Below are 13,536 nucleotides of genomic sequence, written 5' to 3'. Positions count from 1 at the left end.
ACGGAGCTGGGACTTCAGGGGCGCTGCTCGGTGCCGCGCGAGGCGGGGGCGGCACCATGAGTACGTTTCCGGGGCTCGAGGTGCCCCGTTCCTCTGGTGGGGCCGATCTGACCCCGGCGTTGCTCGACGGGGTGCGGCGCAGGCTGGCGGAGAGCGGGGCCGAGCCGACACCCGCGCGCGTGGCGCAGGCGCTGCGCGAGCAGGGGCGGGTGCTGGGGGACGCCGAAGTTCTCGGGGCCGCCGAGCAGTTGCGGTCCGAACTGGTCGGCAGCGGCCCGCTCGAACCGCTGCTCGCCGACCCGTCGGTGACCGATGTGCTGGTGTCGGCTCCGGACCGGGTGTGGGTGGACCGCGGCGGCGGTCTCGAACTGACCGGGGTGCGCTTCCCCGACGCGGCGGCCGTACGGCGCCTCGCGCAGCGCCTGGCCGCCGTGGCCGGACGCCGCCTGGACGACGCGCGACCCTGGGCCGACGCCCGGCTGCCCGACGGGACCCGGCTGCACGCCGTGCTGCCCCCGGTGGCCGTCGGCTGTGCCTGCCTGTCCCTTCGGGTCGTACGGCCGCGCGCGTTCACGCTCGACGAACTGGTGGCCGCCGGCACGGTCCCGCCGGGCGGGGACCGGGTGCTGCGGGCGCTGATGGAGGCACGGCTGTCCTTCCTCATCAGCGGCGGCACCGGCAGCGGCAAGACCACGCTGCTGAGCGCGCTGCTCGGCCTGGTCGGACCGGGCGAACGGATCGTGCTCGCCGAGGACTCCGCGGAACTGCGGCCCGACCACCCCCACGTCGTCCGGCTGGAGAGCAGACCCGCCAACCAGGAGGGCGCCGGGCTCGTCACGCTCCAGGACCTGGTCCGCCAGGCACTGCGGATGCGCCCGGACCGGCTGGTCGTGGGGGAGGTGCGCGGACCGGAGGTGGTCCATCTGCTGGCGGCGCTCAACACGGGCCACGAGGGCGGCTGCGGCACCCTGCACGCCAACGCGGCGGCCGATGTGCCGGCCCGGCTCGAGGCGCTCGGCACGGCGGCGGGGCTCGACCGGGCCGCGCTGCACAGCCAGTTGGCGGCCGCGCTGTCGGTGGTCCTGCATCTCGTACGAGGGCGCGACGGACGGCGGCGGGTCGCCGAGGTGCAGGTGCTGGAGCGGGACGCGTCCGGGCTGGTGCGGACGGTGCCGGCGCTGCGGTGGCAGGCGGGGGCGTTCGTGGCGGAGCGGGGGTGGGGGCGGCTGCGGGGGCTGCTCCGGGACGGGGAATTCGAGGTGGGGAGCGGGGATCGCGATGGGTGAGACGGCGATGGGCGGCCCTTCGGCGGGCGCGGCGGTGCTGGTAGCCGGTGCCGCTCTGTGGCTGCTGAGCGGGCGGGACACCGGGGCGCGGCGAGCTCGGTTGCTGCTGGCCGGAGGCGGGGTGGTGGGGGCCGGGCCGCCCGCTTGGCGGTCGGCGGTCGAGGAACTGCGGCGGATCCGGGGGCGGTTGCGGGCCGAGTGGGGGGCGGTGGTCGTCGGGCTCGTGCTGGCGGTGCTCGGGGCCTCGGTGCTGCCGCTGATCGCCGGGGCGGCCGGGGTGCCGTTGCTGCGGCGGGTGCGGGTGGCCGGCCAGGAGCGCCGGGCGCGGGAACGGCGCGGCGACGCGGTGATCGCGCTCTGCGCGGCGCTCGCCGGGGAGGTGCGCGCGGGACGGCAGCCGGGCGAGGCGTTGCTGCGGGCGGCGCGGGACTCCGGCGGGCTCGGTGACGCGCAGACGGCGGTACTGGCCGCCGCGCGGTTCGGCGGCGAGGTCCCCGGCGCCTTGGCCGCGGCGGCACGGCAACCGGGTGCCGAGGGGCTGCGCGGACTCGCCGCGTGCTGGCGAGTGGCTGTCGACCAGGGGGCGGGCCTCGCGGCCGGACTCGACCGGCTCGAAGCGGCGCTACGGGCCGAACGGGACCAACGAGCCGACCTGCGAGCGCAGTTGGCCGGCGCCCGCTCCACGGCGCTGATGCTCGCCGGGCTGCCGGTCCTGGGGCTGCTCCTGGGCGCGGTCATGGGCGCCGATCCGCTGCGGGTGCTGCTGCATACCGGGTCAGGGCTGGGGTGCCTGTTCGCCGGTGGGGTTCTGGAGGGGGTGGGGGTCTGGTGGGCGCTGCGGATTGTTCGGGGGGCGGAGGGGGTGTGAAGGGGGCCGGCGGGGGTGTGAGGGCGGCGGGTTGTGCATCGGAGGTCGGGTGAGGAGGGGCTGTGAGTGCGGAAGTTGTCCACAGGCTGGGGGTTGTTGTGGGGATGGCGCTGGGCCTGGTGTGGCTGGTGCGGTGGGTGGGGGCCGTGCGGTGTGAGCGGAGGGTGCGGCGGCGGATGGTCGCGCTCGTGGGCGCCGGGGAGATGGTTCCGGTCGCGCCGAGGTTCGACGTACGGGGGCTGGTGCGGCGGTGGGTTCCTGCCGTGGCCGTGGGGTGCGCGGGATGGGTGCTGGTCGGCGGTCTCGCGGGCGTCGGGGCGGGACTGGTCTGCGCGGTTGCCGTGGACCGGTGGCGCGGGCGGCGGGCGGCCTCCGTGGACGAGGAGTACGACGCCGCCGAGGCGGCCCGGCAACTTCCCCTCGCCGCGGATCTGTTGGCGGCCTGTGTGGCCGCCGGAGCCGGGCCGGTGATCGCTGCGCAGGCCGTGGGCGAGGCGCTGGGCGGTCCGGTGGGGGAAGGGCTGGCGCGGGGTGCGGCGGAGGTGCGACTGGGCGGCGAACCGGGTGAGGCCTGGCGGAAGTTGGCGGCACTCCCCGGCGCCGGTGACCTCGCGAGGCTGCTGGAGCGGGCCGATGTGTCCGGACTTCCGGCGGCCGGCCCGGCCGCACGGCTGGCGGCGGACGCCCGCGCGACCTGGGCGCGTAGTGCTACGGCCCGGGCGCGGCGGGCGGCGGTCATGGTCTCCGCGCCGGTGGGGCTGTGCTTCCTGCCCGCCTTCATCGCGGTGGGTGTCCTGCCGGTGGTGATCGGGCTGGCGGACGGGGTGCTGGGAGGGGGTGGTGGATGACGAGAGATCGGCACTGAGCCGGCGGTCGGCATTGACCAGCCGACGGCACTGAGCCCGGAGGTCGGCACCGACCAGCCGACGGCACTGAGCCTGGCGGTCGGCATTGACCAGGCGACGGCACTGACCAGGCCATCGGCCCGAACAGGCGCGGGCGAGGCATTCACTCGGCACCGACCAGACGCGGGCGAGGCATTCACTCGGCACCGACCAGACGCGGGCCACGGCAGTCGTTCGGCGCGCGGCATTCGTAGGCAACAGGACTGATTCCCACGGGGGTTCACATGAACAAGGCACTACAGGCGATGCGAGTAGTACGGGCACGTATGCGGGCGTTCGGCGCGCGGCGGGACTCGGGGATGGTCACCTCGGAGTACGCGATGGGGATCATCGCGGCGGTGGCGTTCGCCGTCGTGCTCTACAAGGTGGTGACCAGCGGGCAGGTCAGCGCGGAGCTGCAGGCGATCGTGAAGAAGGCGCTCGATGCGCGGATGTAGGAGGCGGGGAGAGCGCGCGGCCGACCGCGGGTTCGTGACGGCGGAGTCCGCGGTGGTGCTGCCCGTGCTGGTCATGTTCGCGATGGCGCTGGTGTGGGGGCTGCTCGTCATCGCCGCCCAGATCCAGTGCGTGGACGCGGCCCGCACGGGTGCCCGCGCGGCGGCTCGCCAGGATCCGGCCGACGCGGTCGTGGCGGTGACCGAGGAAGCCGCCCCGTCGGGCGCCGAGGTCACCGTCAGCCGCACCGGCGGCCACGTCAGGGTGGTCGTCGTAGCCAAGCCGCCGGCGCTGCGGGGACTGCCCTTCGAGGTACGGGAGGTGGCCGTGGCGGCGGCGGAAGAGGCCACGGCGGAAGAGGCCACGGCCGTAGGAGACGCGGCCGGGGCGGCGCCTGAGCAGGCCGGGGCGGCGCCTGAGCAGGCCCCTCCGGCGCCCTCGGGGACGAGAGGGGTGAGCCGATGAACTCCCGCGGCTCGGGCGACCAGGGCTCCGCCACCGTGTGGACCGTCGCCGTCGTGGCCGTCCTCTGCGTGGTGTTCGGAGTCGTGCTCGCCCTGGGGCAGGCCGTCGTCACCCGGCACCGCGCGGCGGGCGGCGCCGACCTCGCCGCGCTGGCGGCGGCCGACCACTGGGCGGAGGGAGCCGCGGCGGCCTGCGCGCGGGCGGACGAGGTGGCTCGCGCGCAGGGCACCCGGCTGGTCCGTTGCGCGCTCGTGGGCGACGTCTCGGACGTGACCGCGGCGGCGGGCGGCGGACCGTTCGCGGCGGAGGTCAGGGCGCGGGCGGGACCCCCGGGTCCACCAGGGCTTCCGGTATCTCCGGCGCCCCCCGCAACAGCTCCGTGAGCAGCCGTACCGCGCCCCTCTTGTGGAGTGGGTCGTTGCCGTTGCCGCACTTGGGGGACTGGACGCAGGACGGGCAGCCGGCCTCGCACTCGCAGGAGGCGATGGCCTCGCGGGTGGCGGTGAGCCAGGCGCGGGCGGTGTGGAAGGCGCGTTCCGCGAAGCCCGCGCCGCCGGGGTGGCCGTCATAGACGAAGACCGTCGGGAGCAGGGTGTCGGGGTGGAGGGGGACCGAGACGCCGCCGATGTCCCAGCGGTCGCACGTCGCGAACAGCGGCAGCAGGCCGATCGACGCGTGCTCGGCGGCGTGCAGGGCGCCGCCGAGGATCTCCGGGGAGATCCGGGCCGCGTCGAGCTGGTCCTCGGTGACCGTCCACCACACCGCGCGGGTGCGCAGCGTTCGAGGAGGGAGGTCGAGTTTCGTCTCGCCCAGTACTTCGCCGGTGATCACCCGGCGGCGCAGGAAGGAGACCACCTGGTTGGTGACCTCGACGGAGCCGTGGCAGAGGCGGCCGTCGCCCCACGGGATCTCCGTGTCCGTCTCCAGGACGGAGATGGAGGTGGTGTCCCGGGCCACCGTCGAGTACGACGGCGCGGCCTGCTCGACCAGGGCCACCGAGTCCTCCAGGTCCAAGGAGCGGACCAGGTACGTGCGGCCCTGGTGCAGGTGGACCGCGCCCTCGTGCACCGTCGTGTGCGCCGCGCCCGCGTCGACCGTGCCGAGGAGCCGGCCCGTGCCGGACTCGACGACCTGGACCGGGCGTCCGCCCCCGCCGCGGATGTCCGTGAGGTCGGCGGCCCGTTCCCGGCGTGTCCAGTGCCAGGCCTTGGTCCGGCGCCGGAGCAGCTTCGCGGCCTCCAGCTGCGGGAGCAGCTCCTCGCAGGCGGGTCCGAAGAGCGCCAGGTCCTCCTCGACCAGCGGCAGCTCCTCCGCGGCCGCGCACAGGTGCGGGGCGAGGACATAGGGGTTGTCGGGGTCCAGGACCGTGGATTCCACGGGCTGGCCGAAGAGGGCCTCGGGGTGGTGGACGAGGAACGTGTCCAGCGGGTCGTCCCGGGCGACGAGGACCGCCAGCGCGCCCTGGCCGGAGCGGCCGGCCCGGCCCGCCTGCTGCCACAGGGACGCGCGCGTGCCCGGGTATCCGGCGATCACCACCGCGTCCAGGCCGGAGACGTCGATGCCGAGTTCGAGGGCGGTCGTGGCGGCGAGGCCCAGCAGCTCGCCCGAGTGCAGGGCCTGTTCCAGGGCGCGCCGCTCCTCCGGGAGGTAGCCGCCGCGGTAGGCGGCCACCCGGCGGGCCAGGGAGCGGTCGACCTCGGCCAGGCGTTCCTGGGCGATCACCGAGATCAGCTCGGCGCCGCGCCGGGAGCGGACGAAGGCGACCGAGCGCACGCCCTGCACCGCCAGGTCGGTGAGCAGATCCGCCGTCTCGGCGGTGGCGGTACGGCGGACCGGGGCGCCCTTCTCGCCCTGCATCTCGGTGAGCGGCGGCTCCCAGAGGGCGAACACCAGTTCTCCGCGTGGGGAGGCGTCGTCGGCCACCTCCACGACCGGCAGGCCGGTGAGGCGACGGGCGGCCACCGAGGGCTCCGCGGCGGTCGCGGAGGCGAGCAGGAAGACGGGCGACGCGCCGTAGCGGGCGCACAGTCGGCGCAGCCGGCGCAGCACCTGGGCGACGTGCGAGCCGAAGACACCGCGGTAGGTGTGGCACTCGTCGATGACGACGTACTTCAGCGCCTTCAGGAAGGAGGACCAGCGGGCGTGCGAGGGGAGGACACCGCGGTGCAGCATGTCCGGGTTGGTGAGGACGTAGTTGGCGTACTGGCGGATCCACTCGCGTTCCTCGAACGGCGTGTCCCCGTCGTACACCGCCGGCCGGACGGAATGGCCCAGCGGATGTGAAAGTTCCTTCACCGAACGGCACTGATCGGCCGCCAGAGCCTTCGTGGGCGCCAGGTAGAGCGCGGTGGCGCCACGGCCGTTCGAGGCCTCTGAGCCGTCCAGGAGGGCGGAGAGCACCGGCACCAGATAGGCCAGCGACTTGCCGGAGGCGGTGCCCGTCGCGACGACCACCGAATCGCCGTCCAGGGCGTGCTCGGCGGCGCGTGCCTGATGGGCCCAGGGGTGCTCGACCCCGGCGGCCTGGACGGCGGCGAGAACCTCCGAACGGATCCGGTCAGGCCAGACGGCATGCCGACCCGCTCGCGGGGGCACATGCTCCGTATGAGTGATGCGCGAAGCCCGGCTCGGCCCCGAGGCGAGCCGGCCCAGGACCGTGCCCGGGTCCACCCGGGAAACGGGGCCCGTCGGGGTTCGATCGGATCGGTGATTCTTGGCCATCGGCACCGAGTGTGTCACTGGCGTGACGGACAATGGGACCAAGGCGTCGTGCACGCCTGCCGGTAAGTGATTGAATGCCATCGCGGCTGGCGAACCGTCCTGGGGGCTTCAAGCCGAGGTGTCCCGAGGGACGACCGCTCGATAGCAAGGTGCTGGAGGATCCGTGGACCTGTCCCTGTCGACCCGTACCGTCGGCGATCGTACGGTCGTCGAGGTCGGTGGAGAAATCGACGTATATACCGCGCCCAAGTTGCGCGAGCAGCTGGTCGAGCTGGTGAACGACGGGAGTTTCCACCTCGTCGTCGACATGGAGGGCGTGGACTTCCTCGACTCCACCGGGCTCGGCGTGCTGGTCGGCGGCCTGAAGCGGGTGCGTGCCCATGAGGGCTCGCTGCGCCTGGTCTGCAACCAGGAGCGCATTCTCAAGATCTTCCGCATCACCGGCCTCACCAAGGTGTTCCCGATCCACACCTCGGTCGAGGAAGCGGTGGCGGCCACCGACTGATCAGCGGTCACCGACCGAAGCCGGTCACCGATCGCGAAAGCTGGTCATCGGCCGGCAGAAGCGGTCACCGACTGATCGCCGGACCCGGGCATGCCCCATGGCGCGCCCGGGACGGAAGAAGTTCAAAGAAGGGGGACCGGGCTTTCGGCAGCCCGGCCCTCCGGACAGCACGCCCGTAGTTGCGAGGGGGATGCATGGCCACCGTTGAACTCCGCTTCAGCGCGCTGCCCGAGCACGTCAGGACCGCACGTCTGGTCGCGGCAGCGGTGGCACGCAGGGCCGGAGTGGACGAGGCCGTCCTGGACGAGGTGCGGCTCGCGGTCGGCGAGGCGTGCACCCGTGCCGTCGGACTGCATCAGCTCGGCGGGGTCACGGCGCCGGTGAAGGTCGTACTGATCGAGGAGGAGAAGCAGTTCTCCATCGAGGTCGGTGACGAGGCGCCGCGCTCCGCCCCGGGGGACCGGGCGCCGGGCGCCGCGGGCGGGGACGCCGACGCGGAGGCCGAGGAGGACGAGATGGGCCTCGCGGTCATCAGCGGTCTGGTCGACGACGTCGAGGTCTCCGCCGGGGAACACGGCGGCCTGATCCGTATGACCTGGCCGACGACCCCTGCCGTCGCCGAGCTTCCCTGAGCGCGGCTCAGCAGCGAGATCACCCGAAGGGCACCACCGCGGTGGGGCCCTTCGGCATGTCCGGCCACCCCATCGGCGTAATTCGTGAATTCCTTCACGATCAATAGCCCGATAATTCGATCAAGTTCTCGCCTGGGCCAATCGTGCCGTCAATGGCTTTGAGGCATTACCCCTTTCGGGTTCGGTGGGTGACCGGCGATCATTTGCTGAAGAGCACGTGAAGACCAATTCCGTTTACCGCGCACTGTTTTGATCAGGTTCCGGTACCTACAATCCGTCCACATCTTGAGCTCAGCCCAAGCGTCAAGGAGGACGAATGGCGGGGCTTTCTACCCCTCATCAGTTGGATCACTCCACAACCTTCGCAGCCGCAGTCCTGACGGACGGCAACCGTGCCCTGGTGATCGTCATCGGCGTCGTCGCCCTGGCGGCGCTGGTGGTCGCGGGGGTCCTGGTACGCCAGGTGCTCGCGGCGGGCGAGGGCACCGACAGCATGAAGAAGATCGCGGCGGCGGTCCAGGAAGGCGCCAACGCCTATCTGGCCCGGCAGCTTCGCACGCTCGGCGTATTCGCCGTGATCGTGTTCTTCCTGCTCATGCTGCTGCCCGCGGACGACTGGAATCAGCGCGCCGGCCGATCGGTGTTCTTCTTGATCGGCGCCGCGTTCTCGGCGGCCACCGGTTATATCGGCATGTGGCTCGCCGTGCGCAGCAATGTGCGCGTCGCCGCCGCGGCCAGGGAAGCGACCCCGGCGGAGGGTGAGCCGGAAAAGGATCTCACCGCCGTCTCGCACAAAGCCATGAAGATCGCTTTCCGCACGGGCGGCGTCGTCGGCATGTTCACGGTGGGGCTCGGTCTGCTGGGCGCCTCCTGTGTGGTGCTGGTGTACGCGGCCGACGCGCCGAAGGTGCTGGAGGGCTTCGGTCTCGGAGCCGCTCTCATCGCCATGTTCATGCGTGTCGGCGGCGGCATCTTCACCAAGGCCGCCGACGTCGGCGCCGACCTGGTCGGCAAGGTCGAGCAGGGCATTCCGGAGGACGACCCGCGCAATGCCGCGACCATCGCCGACAATGTGGGCGACAACGTCGGCGACTGCGCGGGCATGGCGGCCGACCTGTTCGAGTCGTACGCGGTGACCCTGGTCGCCGCGCTCATCCTCGGCAAGGCGGCCTTCGGCGACGCGGGCCTCGCCTTCCCGCTGCTGGTGCCCGCGATCGGCGTGCTCACGGCCATGATCGGCATCTTCGCCGTGGCCCCGCGCCGCAGCGACCGCAGCGGCATGACGGCGATCAACCGCGGCTTCTTCATCTCCGCGGTGATCTCGCTGGCCCTGGTGGCCATCGCGGTCTTCGTCTACCTGCCCTCGTCGTACGCCGACCTGGAGGGCGTCACCGACGCCGCGATCCAGGGCAAGAACGGTGACCCGCGGATCCTCGCGCTGGTCGCCGTGGCGATCGGCATCCTGCTGGCCGCTGTGATCCAGCAGCTGACCGGCTACTTCACCGAGACCAACCGCCGCCCGGTGCAGGACATCGGCAAGACGTCCCTCACGGGTCCCGCCACCGTGGTCCTCGCCGGCATCTCGATCGGTCTCGAATCGGCTGTCTACACCGCCCTGTTGATCGGCCTGGGCGTCTACGGCGCCTTCCTGCTCGGCGGTACGTCGATCATGCTGGCGCTGTTCGCGGTGGCGCTGGCCGGCACCGGTCTGCTCACCACGGTCGGCGTGATCGTCGCCATGGACACCTTCGGACCGGTCTCCGACAACGCCCAGGGCATCGCGGAGATGTCCGGCGACGTCGAGGGCGCGGGCGCCCAGGTGCTCACCAACCTCGACGCGGTCGGCAACACCACCAAGGCCATCACCAAGGGCATCGCCATCGCCACCGCGGTCCTCGCGGCGGCGGCGCTCTTCGGCTCGTACCGCGACGCGATCGAGACGGGCGCGCGCGACGTGGGGGAGAAGTTCAGCGGTGCGGACGCTCCGATGAACCTGGTCATGGACATCTCGCAGCCCAACAACCTCGTCGGCCTCATCGCCGGCGCGGCGGTCGTCTTCCTCTTCTCCGGACTCGCCATCAACGCCGTGTCGCGGTCGGCCGGTTCGGTGGTCTACGAGGTGCGGCGGCAGTTCCGGGAGAAGCCCGGGATCATGGACTACAGCGAGACGCCGGAGTACGGCAAGGTCGTCGACATCTGTACGAGGGACGCGCTCAGGGAGCTGGCCACCCCCGGTCTGCTCGCCGTGATGGCGCCGATCTTCGTCGGCTTCACCCTCGGCGTCGGCGCCCTCGGCGCCTTCCTGGCGGGCGCGATCGGCGCGGGCACGCTGATGGCGGTCTTCCTCGCCAATTCCGGCGGTGCCTGGGACAACGCCAAGAAACTCGTGGAGGACGGCCACCACGGCGGCAAGGGCAGTGAGGCCCACGCCGCCACGGTGATCGGCGACACGGTCGGCGACCCCTTCAAGGACACCGCCGGTCCCGCGATCAACCCGCTGCTGAAGGTGATGAACCTGGTGGCACTGCTGATCGCGCCCGCGGTGATCGATTTCTCGTACGGCGACGACAAGAACATCGGCGCCCGGGTGCTGATCGCGGTGCTGTCGTTCCTGGTGATCGCCGGTGCGGTGTACATCTCCAAGCGGCGTGGGATCTCGATGGGGGAGGAGGGAAACGCCGACCGGGCGGCCAAGTCGCCTGATCCGGCGGTGGTTTCGTAGATCCCTTCGCACAACCCGGCTCAAAGGGCGGGCGGACGGCGTGTGTTGACACGTCGGACGCCCGCCCTTCGCATGCGCGCGCCCCTGGCCGTGAGCCTTCTCTCGCTCGGGATAAATACCCATAAAGTTCCGCATACCGGACGTCAGGCATGCGGTTGCACACCTTCCGGCGTGTATGTTCCGGGGCCGAGAGCCATGGAAGGGACCAATCCGGTGAACAAGAAGCTCGTGGCCGCACTGTCCGGCGGTGCGGTACTGGTACTGGCGCTGTCGGGATGCAGCAGCGACGACGGCAACGACAAGCTGGATGCCTGGGCCAAGCAGGTCTGCGACGCCGTACAGCCGCAGGCGAAGAAGATCGAGTCCGCCAACGCCGCGATCCAGAAGGAGACCTCGGACAACAGCACGCCGGAGGAGGTCCAGAAGACCGACTCGCAGGCCTTCCAGGACATGTCCGACGCCTACAAGGCGATCGGGGCGGCCGTGGACAAGGCGGGGGCGCCGGACGTGGAGAACGGCGAGAAGAAGCAGACGGACGCGGTCAAGGAGCTCAACAGCATCTCCGCCTCGTACGCCTCCCTGAAGAAGCAGGTCGACGACCTCGACACCAAGGACCAGGCCAAGTTCGCCGACGGTCTGAAGGACATCGCCACCGAGCTGAACAAGCTCAGCACCAGCGGCAGCAACGCGCTCAAGACGCTGGAGGAGGGCGAGGTCGGCCAGGCCATGGCCACGCAGTCCAGCTGCAAGTCGGCGTCCGGGGCCGCGACGGCGGCGGCGGGCTGAGGCCGAGCGGCCGCGGCGAGCCGGTAGCGCGGGTCACAATGGGGGCGTGAGTACCTCCAGGCTGCCCGCTCTGCCCGCCGCCCCCGCCTCCGGCCGTCCCGAAGTCGCCGCACGACTGCGGGACGCCCTGCTGGGGGCCTCCTTCACCGCCGACGGCCTGCTCGACCTGCTGGGCGCGCCCGCGTATGCCGCGCTCGCCCGCAGCGAGACCGTCCCCGCACTCCGCGCGACCCGCGGGGACACGCCGCTGGAGACCCTCGTACGGCTGTTCCTCCTGCAGCAGCCGGTGCCCCACGCGCGCGTGGCCGGTGTGCTGCCCGTCGAGGCCTGCCTGGAGACCGGGTGGCTGGTGCGGGCCGGCGAGGACGAACTCGCCGCGACCGTGGACGTACGGCCGTACGGCGGGCCGGCCGGCGAGGACTGGTTCATCGTGTCCGACCTGGGCTGCGCGGTCGGCGGCGCCGGAGGCATCGGCAGCACCGACGAGGGCGTCGTCCTCGGGGTCGGCGGCGCCTCCACGACGCTCGCCGGCATCACCGTCCGTACGCCCGTCTCCGCCGCCCTCGACCTCGGCACCGGCTCCGGGATCCAGGCCCTGCACGCCGCCCAGCACGCCACCCGTGTGACGGCGACCGATCTCAACCCGCGCGCGCTGCACATCACCGCGCTGACGCTCGCGCTGTCCGGCGCGCCCGCCGCCGATCTGCGCGAGGGCTCGCTGTTCGAGCCCCTCAGGCAGGACGAGACGTACGACCTGATCGTGTCGAACCCGCCCTTCGTGATCTCGCCGGGTGCCCGGCTGACTTATCGGGACGGCGGGATGGGCGGGGACGATCTGTGCCGCTCGCTCGTTCAAGGGGCGGGGGAACGGCTGAACGACGGCGGGTTCGCGCAGTTCCTCGCCAACTGGCAGCACGTCGCGGGGGAGGACTGGCAGGACAGACTGAGGTCATGGGTGCCGCGCGGGTGCGACGCGTGGATCGTCCAGCGCGAGGTGCAGGACGTCACGCAGTACGCCGAGCTGTGGCTGCGGGACGCCGGGGACCACCGCGGCGACCCCGCCGAGTACCAGGCGCGCTACGACGCCTGGCTGGACGAGTTCGAGGCGCGGAAGGTCAAGGCCGTCGGCTTCGGCTGGATCACGCTGCGCAGGACGGGCTCCGCCGTGCCGTCCGTCACCGTCGAGGAGTGGCCGCACCCGGTCGAGCAGCCGCTCGGCGACACCGTACGGGCGCACTTCGACCGCCTCGACTATCTGCGCGAGCACGATGACGCCGCCCTGCTCGAAGGGCACTTCCGGCTCGTCGCCGAGATCGTCCAGGAACAGGTCGGGCTGCCCGGCGCCGAGGACCCCGAACACGTGGTGCTGCGCCAGAACCGCGGGATGCGCCGGGCCACCAAGGTGGACACGGTCGGCGCCGGGTTCGCGGGCGTGTGCGACGGCACGCTCAGCGCGGGCCGCATCCTGGACGCCATCGCCCAACTGGTGGGCGAGGACCCCGTACTGCTGCGCGACCGTACGCCCGCGCAGATCCGGCTGCTGGTGGAGCAGGGGTTCCTGGAGCCCGCGTGAGGTCTCGGGAGTGGTCGGGGACGGCGGATTCGAGCCGACCTCGGTGCCGGGTCCCGGGCGGGCGGCGGGCGGCGCACGGCGACGCTGGGAAGGCGCCGGCGGGCTGCTCGGCCGTGACGGACCGCGATGCCCGTCCGGGCCGCCCAGCGCGGTCCACAGCCGCGTCGGCCGCGCGTTCACCCGGGGTTCTCCTGGCCGCCGTCCGCGCGTGACAGCCTCGCGGGGCTGAGGCACGCGCGGAGCGGAGAAAAGGGGCGGAAAGCGCCATGGAGAGCGGACCGGCGATCTTCGCGGGACTGGTGTTCGCCCTGTTCGGAGCCGGGCTCCTGATCTGGACGGCGGCCCGGGTGCGGCACCGGGAACCGGTCGCCCACGGTGTGAACCCCGTCGCATCGGCGACCCTCGCGAGCCTCGCCGCCGTGATCGCGCTCGTCCTCGCCGCGTGGTGCTTCACCCGCCTGTGAGAAGCGCGGCGCGCACCGCGCCGGAGCTGGGACTCCGATCACCGGTACGTGATCGTCCGGAAAGGCTCGAAAAGGCCGGTCGGCACTCCGGGCGGCAGGAATGGCGGTAGTCGGGTTACCGTTCGAGTGGCCGTTGCGGGCTTTTCCCGTTTGACACGGGGGCGGGATGTACCG

Annotated in this window: 13 protein-coding genes; 12 read left to right on the top strand and 1 reads right to left on the bottom strand. The window is 72.4% G+C overall.

The window, feature by feature from the left end:
- Positions 1 to 56 precede the first annotated feature (56 nt).
- The 6 genes from AC068Z_RS09610 (at position 57) to AC068Z_RS09585 (ending at position 4,342) form a co-directional block, all read left to right on the top strand.
- Entirely contained in the window at positions 57 to 1,286 is a 1,230-nt protein-coding gene (locus AC068Z_RS09610; protein ID WP_478554002.1) for a TadA family conjugal transfer-associated ATPase, read from the top strand.
- Positions 1,279 to 2,154, top strand: coding sequence for a type II secretion system F family protein (locus AC068Z_RS09605; protein ID WP_478554000.1), 876 nt, complete (start codon positions 1,279 to 1,281; stop codon positions 2,152 to 2,154). The genes AC068Z_RS09610 and AC068Z_RS09605 overlap by 8 nt, the downstream gene beginning before the upstream one ends.
- Positions 2,155 to 2,216: 62 nt before the next feature.
- Positions 2,217 to 3,002: a type II secretion system F family protein gene (locus tag AC068Z_RS09600; protein WP_478553999.1), complete on the top strand. Its 786-nt coding sequence runs from the start codon at positions 2,217 to 2,219 to the stop codon at positions 3,000 to 3,002.
- A gap of 281 nt (positions 3,003 to 3,283) precedes the next feature.
- Positions 3,284 to 3,496: a DUF4244 domain-containing protein gene (locus tag AC068Z_RS09595; RefSeq protein WP_478553997.1), complete on the top strand. Its 213-nt coding sequence runs from the start codon at positions 3,284 to 3,286 to the stop codon at positions 3,494 to 3,496.
- The gene (locus AC068Z_RS09590; protein WP_478553995.1) at positions 3,483 to 3,959 is read left to right on the top strand and encodes a TadE family type IV pilus minor pilin; all 477 of its coding nucleotides are present in this window, start codon (positions 3,483 to 3,485) and stop codon (positions 3,957 to 3,959) included. The genes AC068Z_RS09595 and AC068Z_RS09590 overlap by 14 nt, the downstream gene beginning before the upstream one ends.
- Positions 3,956 to 4,342 carry an Rv3654c family TadE-like protein gene (locus AC068Z_RS09585; protein WP_478553994.1) on the top strand — a complete coding sequence of 129 codons (387 nt, stop codon included), beginning with the start codon at positions 3,956 to 3,958 and terminating at the stop codon, positions 4,340 to 4,342. Before AC068Z_RS09590 ends, AC068Z_RS09585 begins: the two co-directional genes overlap by 4 nt.
- On the opposite strand, the gene AC068Z_RS09580 is transcribed toward AC068Z_RS09585, so the two are convergent.
- Positions 4,269 to 6,761, bottom strand: a complete 2,493-nt coding sequence (locus tag AC068Z_RS09580) for a DEAD/DEAH box helicase (RefSeq protein WP_478553992.1) — start codon at positions 6,759 to 6,761, stop codon at positions 4,269 to 4,271. The genes AC068Z_RS09585 and AC068Z_RS09580 overlap by 74 nt on opposite strands.
- Before the next feature lie 82 nt (positions 6,762 to 6,843).
- On the opposite strand from AC068Z_RS09580, the gene bldG reads away from it, so the two are divergent.
- From bldG to AC068Z_RS09550, 6 genes are all read left to right on the top strand, one after another.
- Entirely contained in the window at positions 6,844 to 7,185 is a 342-nt protein-coding gene (gene bldG / locus AC068Z_RS09575; protein WP_003975386.1) for an anti-sigma factor antagonist BldG, read from the top strand.
- Positions 7,186 to 7,379: 194 nt separating this feature from the next.
- Positions 7,380 to 7,817 (top strand): ATP-binding protein, encoded by a 438-nt coding sequence (locus tag AC068Z_RS09570; protein ID WP_478553990.1) that lies wholly within the window; start codon positions 7,380 to 7,382, stop codon positions 7,815 to 7,817.
- Between the two features lie 316 nt (positions 7,818 to 8,133).
- The gene (locus AC068Z_RS09565; protein WP_478553988.1) at positions 8,134 to 10,539 is read left to right on the top strand and encodes a sodium-translocating pyrophosphatase; all 2,406 of its coding nucleotides are present in this window, start codon (positions 8,134 to 8,136) and stop codon (positions 10,537 to 10,539) included.
- A 195-nt stretch (positions 10,540 to 10,734) separates the two neighbouring features.
- Positions 10,735 to 11,325: a small secreted protein gene (locus tag AC068Z_RS09560; RefSeq protein WP_478553986.1), complete on the top strand. Its 591-nt coding sequence runs from the start codon at positions 10,735 to 10,737 to the stop codon at positions 11,323 to 11,325.
- A 46-nt stretch (positions 11,326 to 11,371) separates the two neighbouring features.
- Positions 11,372 to 12,898, top strand: a complete 1,527-nt coding sequence (locus AC068Z_RS09555) for a DUF7059 domain-containing protein (protein ID WP_478553984.1) — start codon at positions 11,372 to 11,374, stop codon at positions 12,896 to 12,898.
- A 266-nt stretch (positions 12,899 to 13,164) separates the two neighbouring features.
- Positions 13,165 to 13,362, top strand: coding sequence for a hypothetical protein (locus AC068Z_RS09550; protein ID WP_478553982.1), 198 nt, complete (start codon positions 13,165 to 13,167; stop codon positions 13,360 to 13,362).
- Positions 13,363 to 13,536 lie beyond the last annotated feature (174 nt).

This window comes from Streptomyces sp. NPDC043726, from assembly GCF_056436565.1.
This window is presented reverse-complemented; position numbering and strand designations above follow the sequence as displayed.

Coding starts and splice junctions, on each gene's coding strand:
- AC068Z_RS09585 (WP_478553994.1), top strand. CDS start 3,956: ATGAACTCCCGCGGCTCGGGCGACCAGGGCTCCGCCACCGTGTGGACC.
- AC068Z_RS09595 (WP_478553997.1), top strand. CDS start 3,284: ATGAACAAGGCACTACAGGCGATGCGAGTAGTACGGGCACGTATGCGG.
- AC068Z_RS09550 (WP_478553982.1), top strand. CDS start 13,165: ATGGAGAGCGGACCGGCGATCTTCGCGGGACTGGTGTTCGCCCTGTTC.
- AC068Z_RS09590 (WP_478553995.1), top strand. CDS start 3,483: ATGCGCGGATGTAGGAGGCGGGGAGAGCGCGCGGCCGACCGCGGGTTC.
- AC068Z_RS09560 (WP_478553986.1), top strand. CDS start 10,735: ATGGAAGGGACCAATCCGGTGAACAAGAAGCTCGTGGCCGCACTGTCC.
- AC068Z_RS09565 (WP_478553988.1), top strand. CDS start 8,134: ATGGCGGGGCTTTCTACCCCTCATCAGTTGGATCACTCCACAACCTTC.
- AC068Z_RS09580 (WP_478553992.1), bottom strand. CDS start 6,761: ATGGCATTCAATCACTTACCGGCAGGCGTGCACGACGCCTTGGTCCCA.
- AC068Z_RS09570 (WP_478553990.1), top strand. CDS start 7,380: ATGGCCACCGTTGAACTCCGCTTCAGCGCGCTGCCCGAGCACGTCAGG.
- AC068Z_RS09610 (WP_478554002.1), top strand. CDS start 57: ATGAGTACGTTTCCGGGGCTCGAGGTGCCCCGTTCCTCTGGTGGGGCC.
- AC068Z_RS09605 (WP_478554000.1), top strand. CDS start 1,279: ATGGGTGAGACGGCGATGGGCGGCCCTTCGGCGGGCGCGGCGGTGCTG.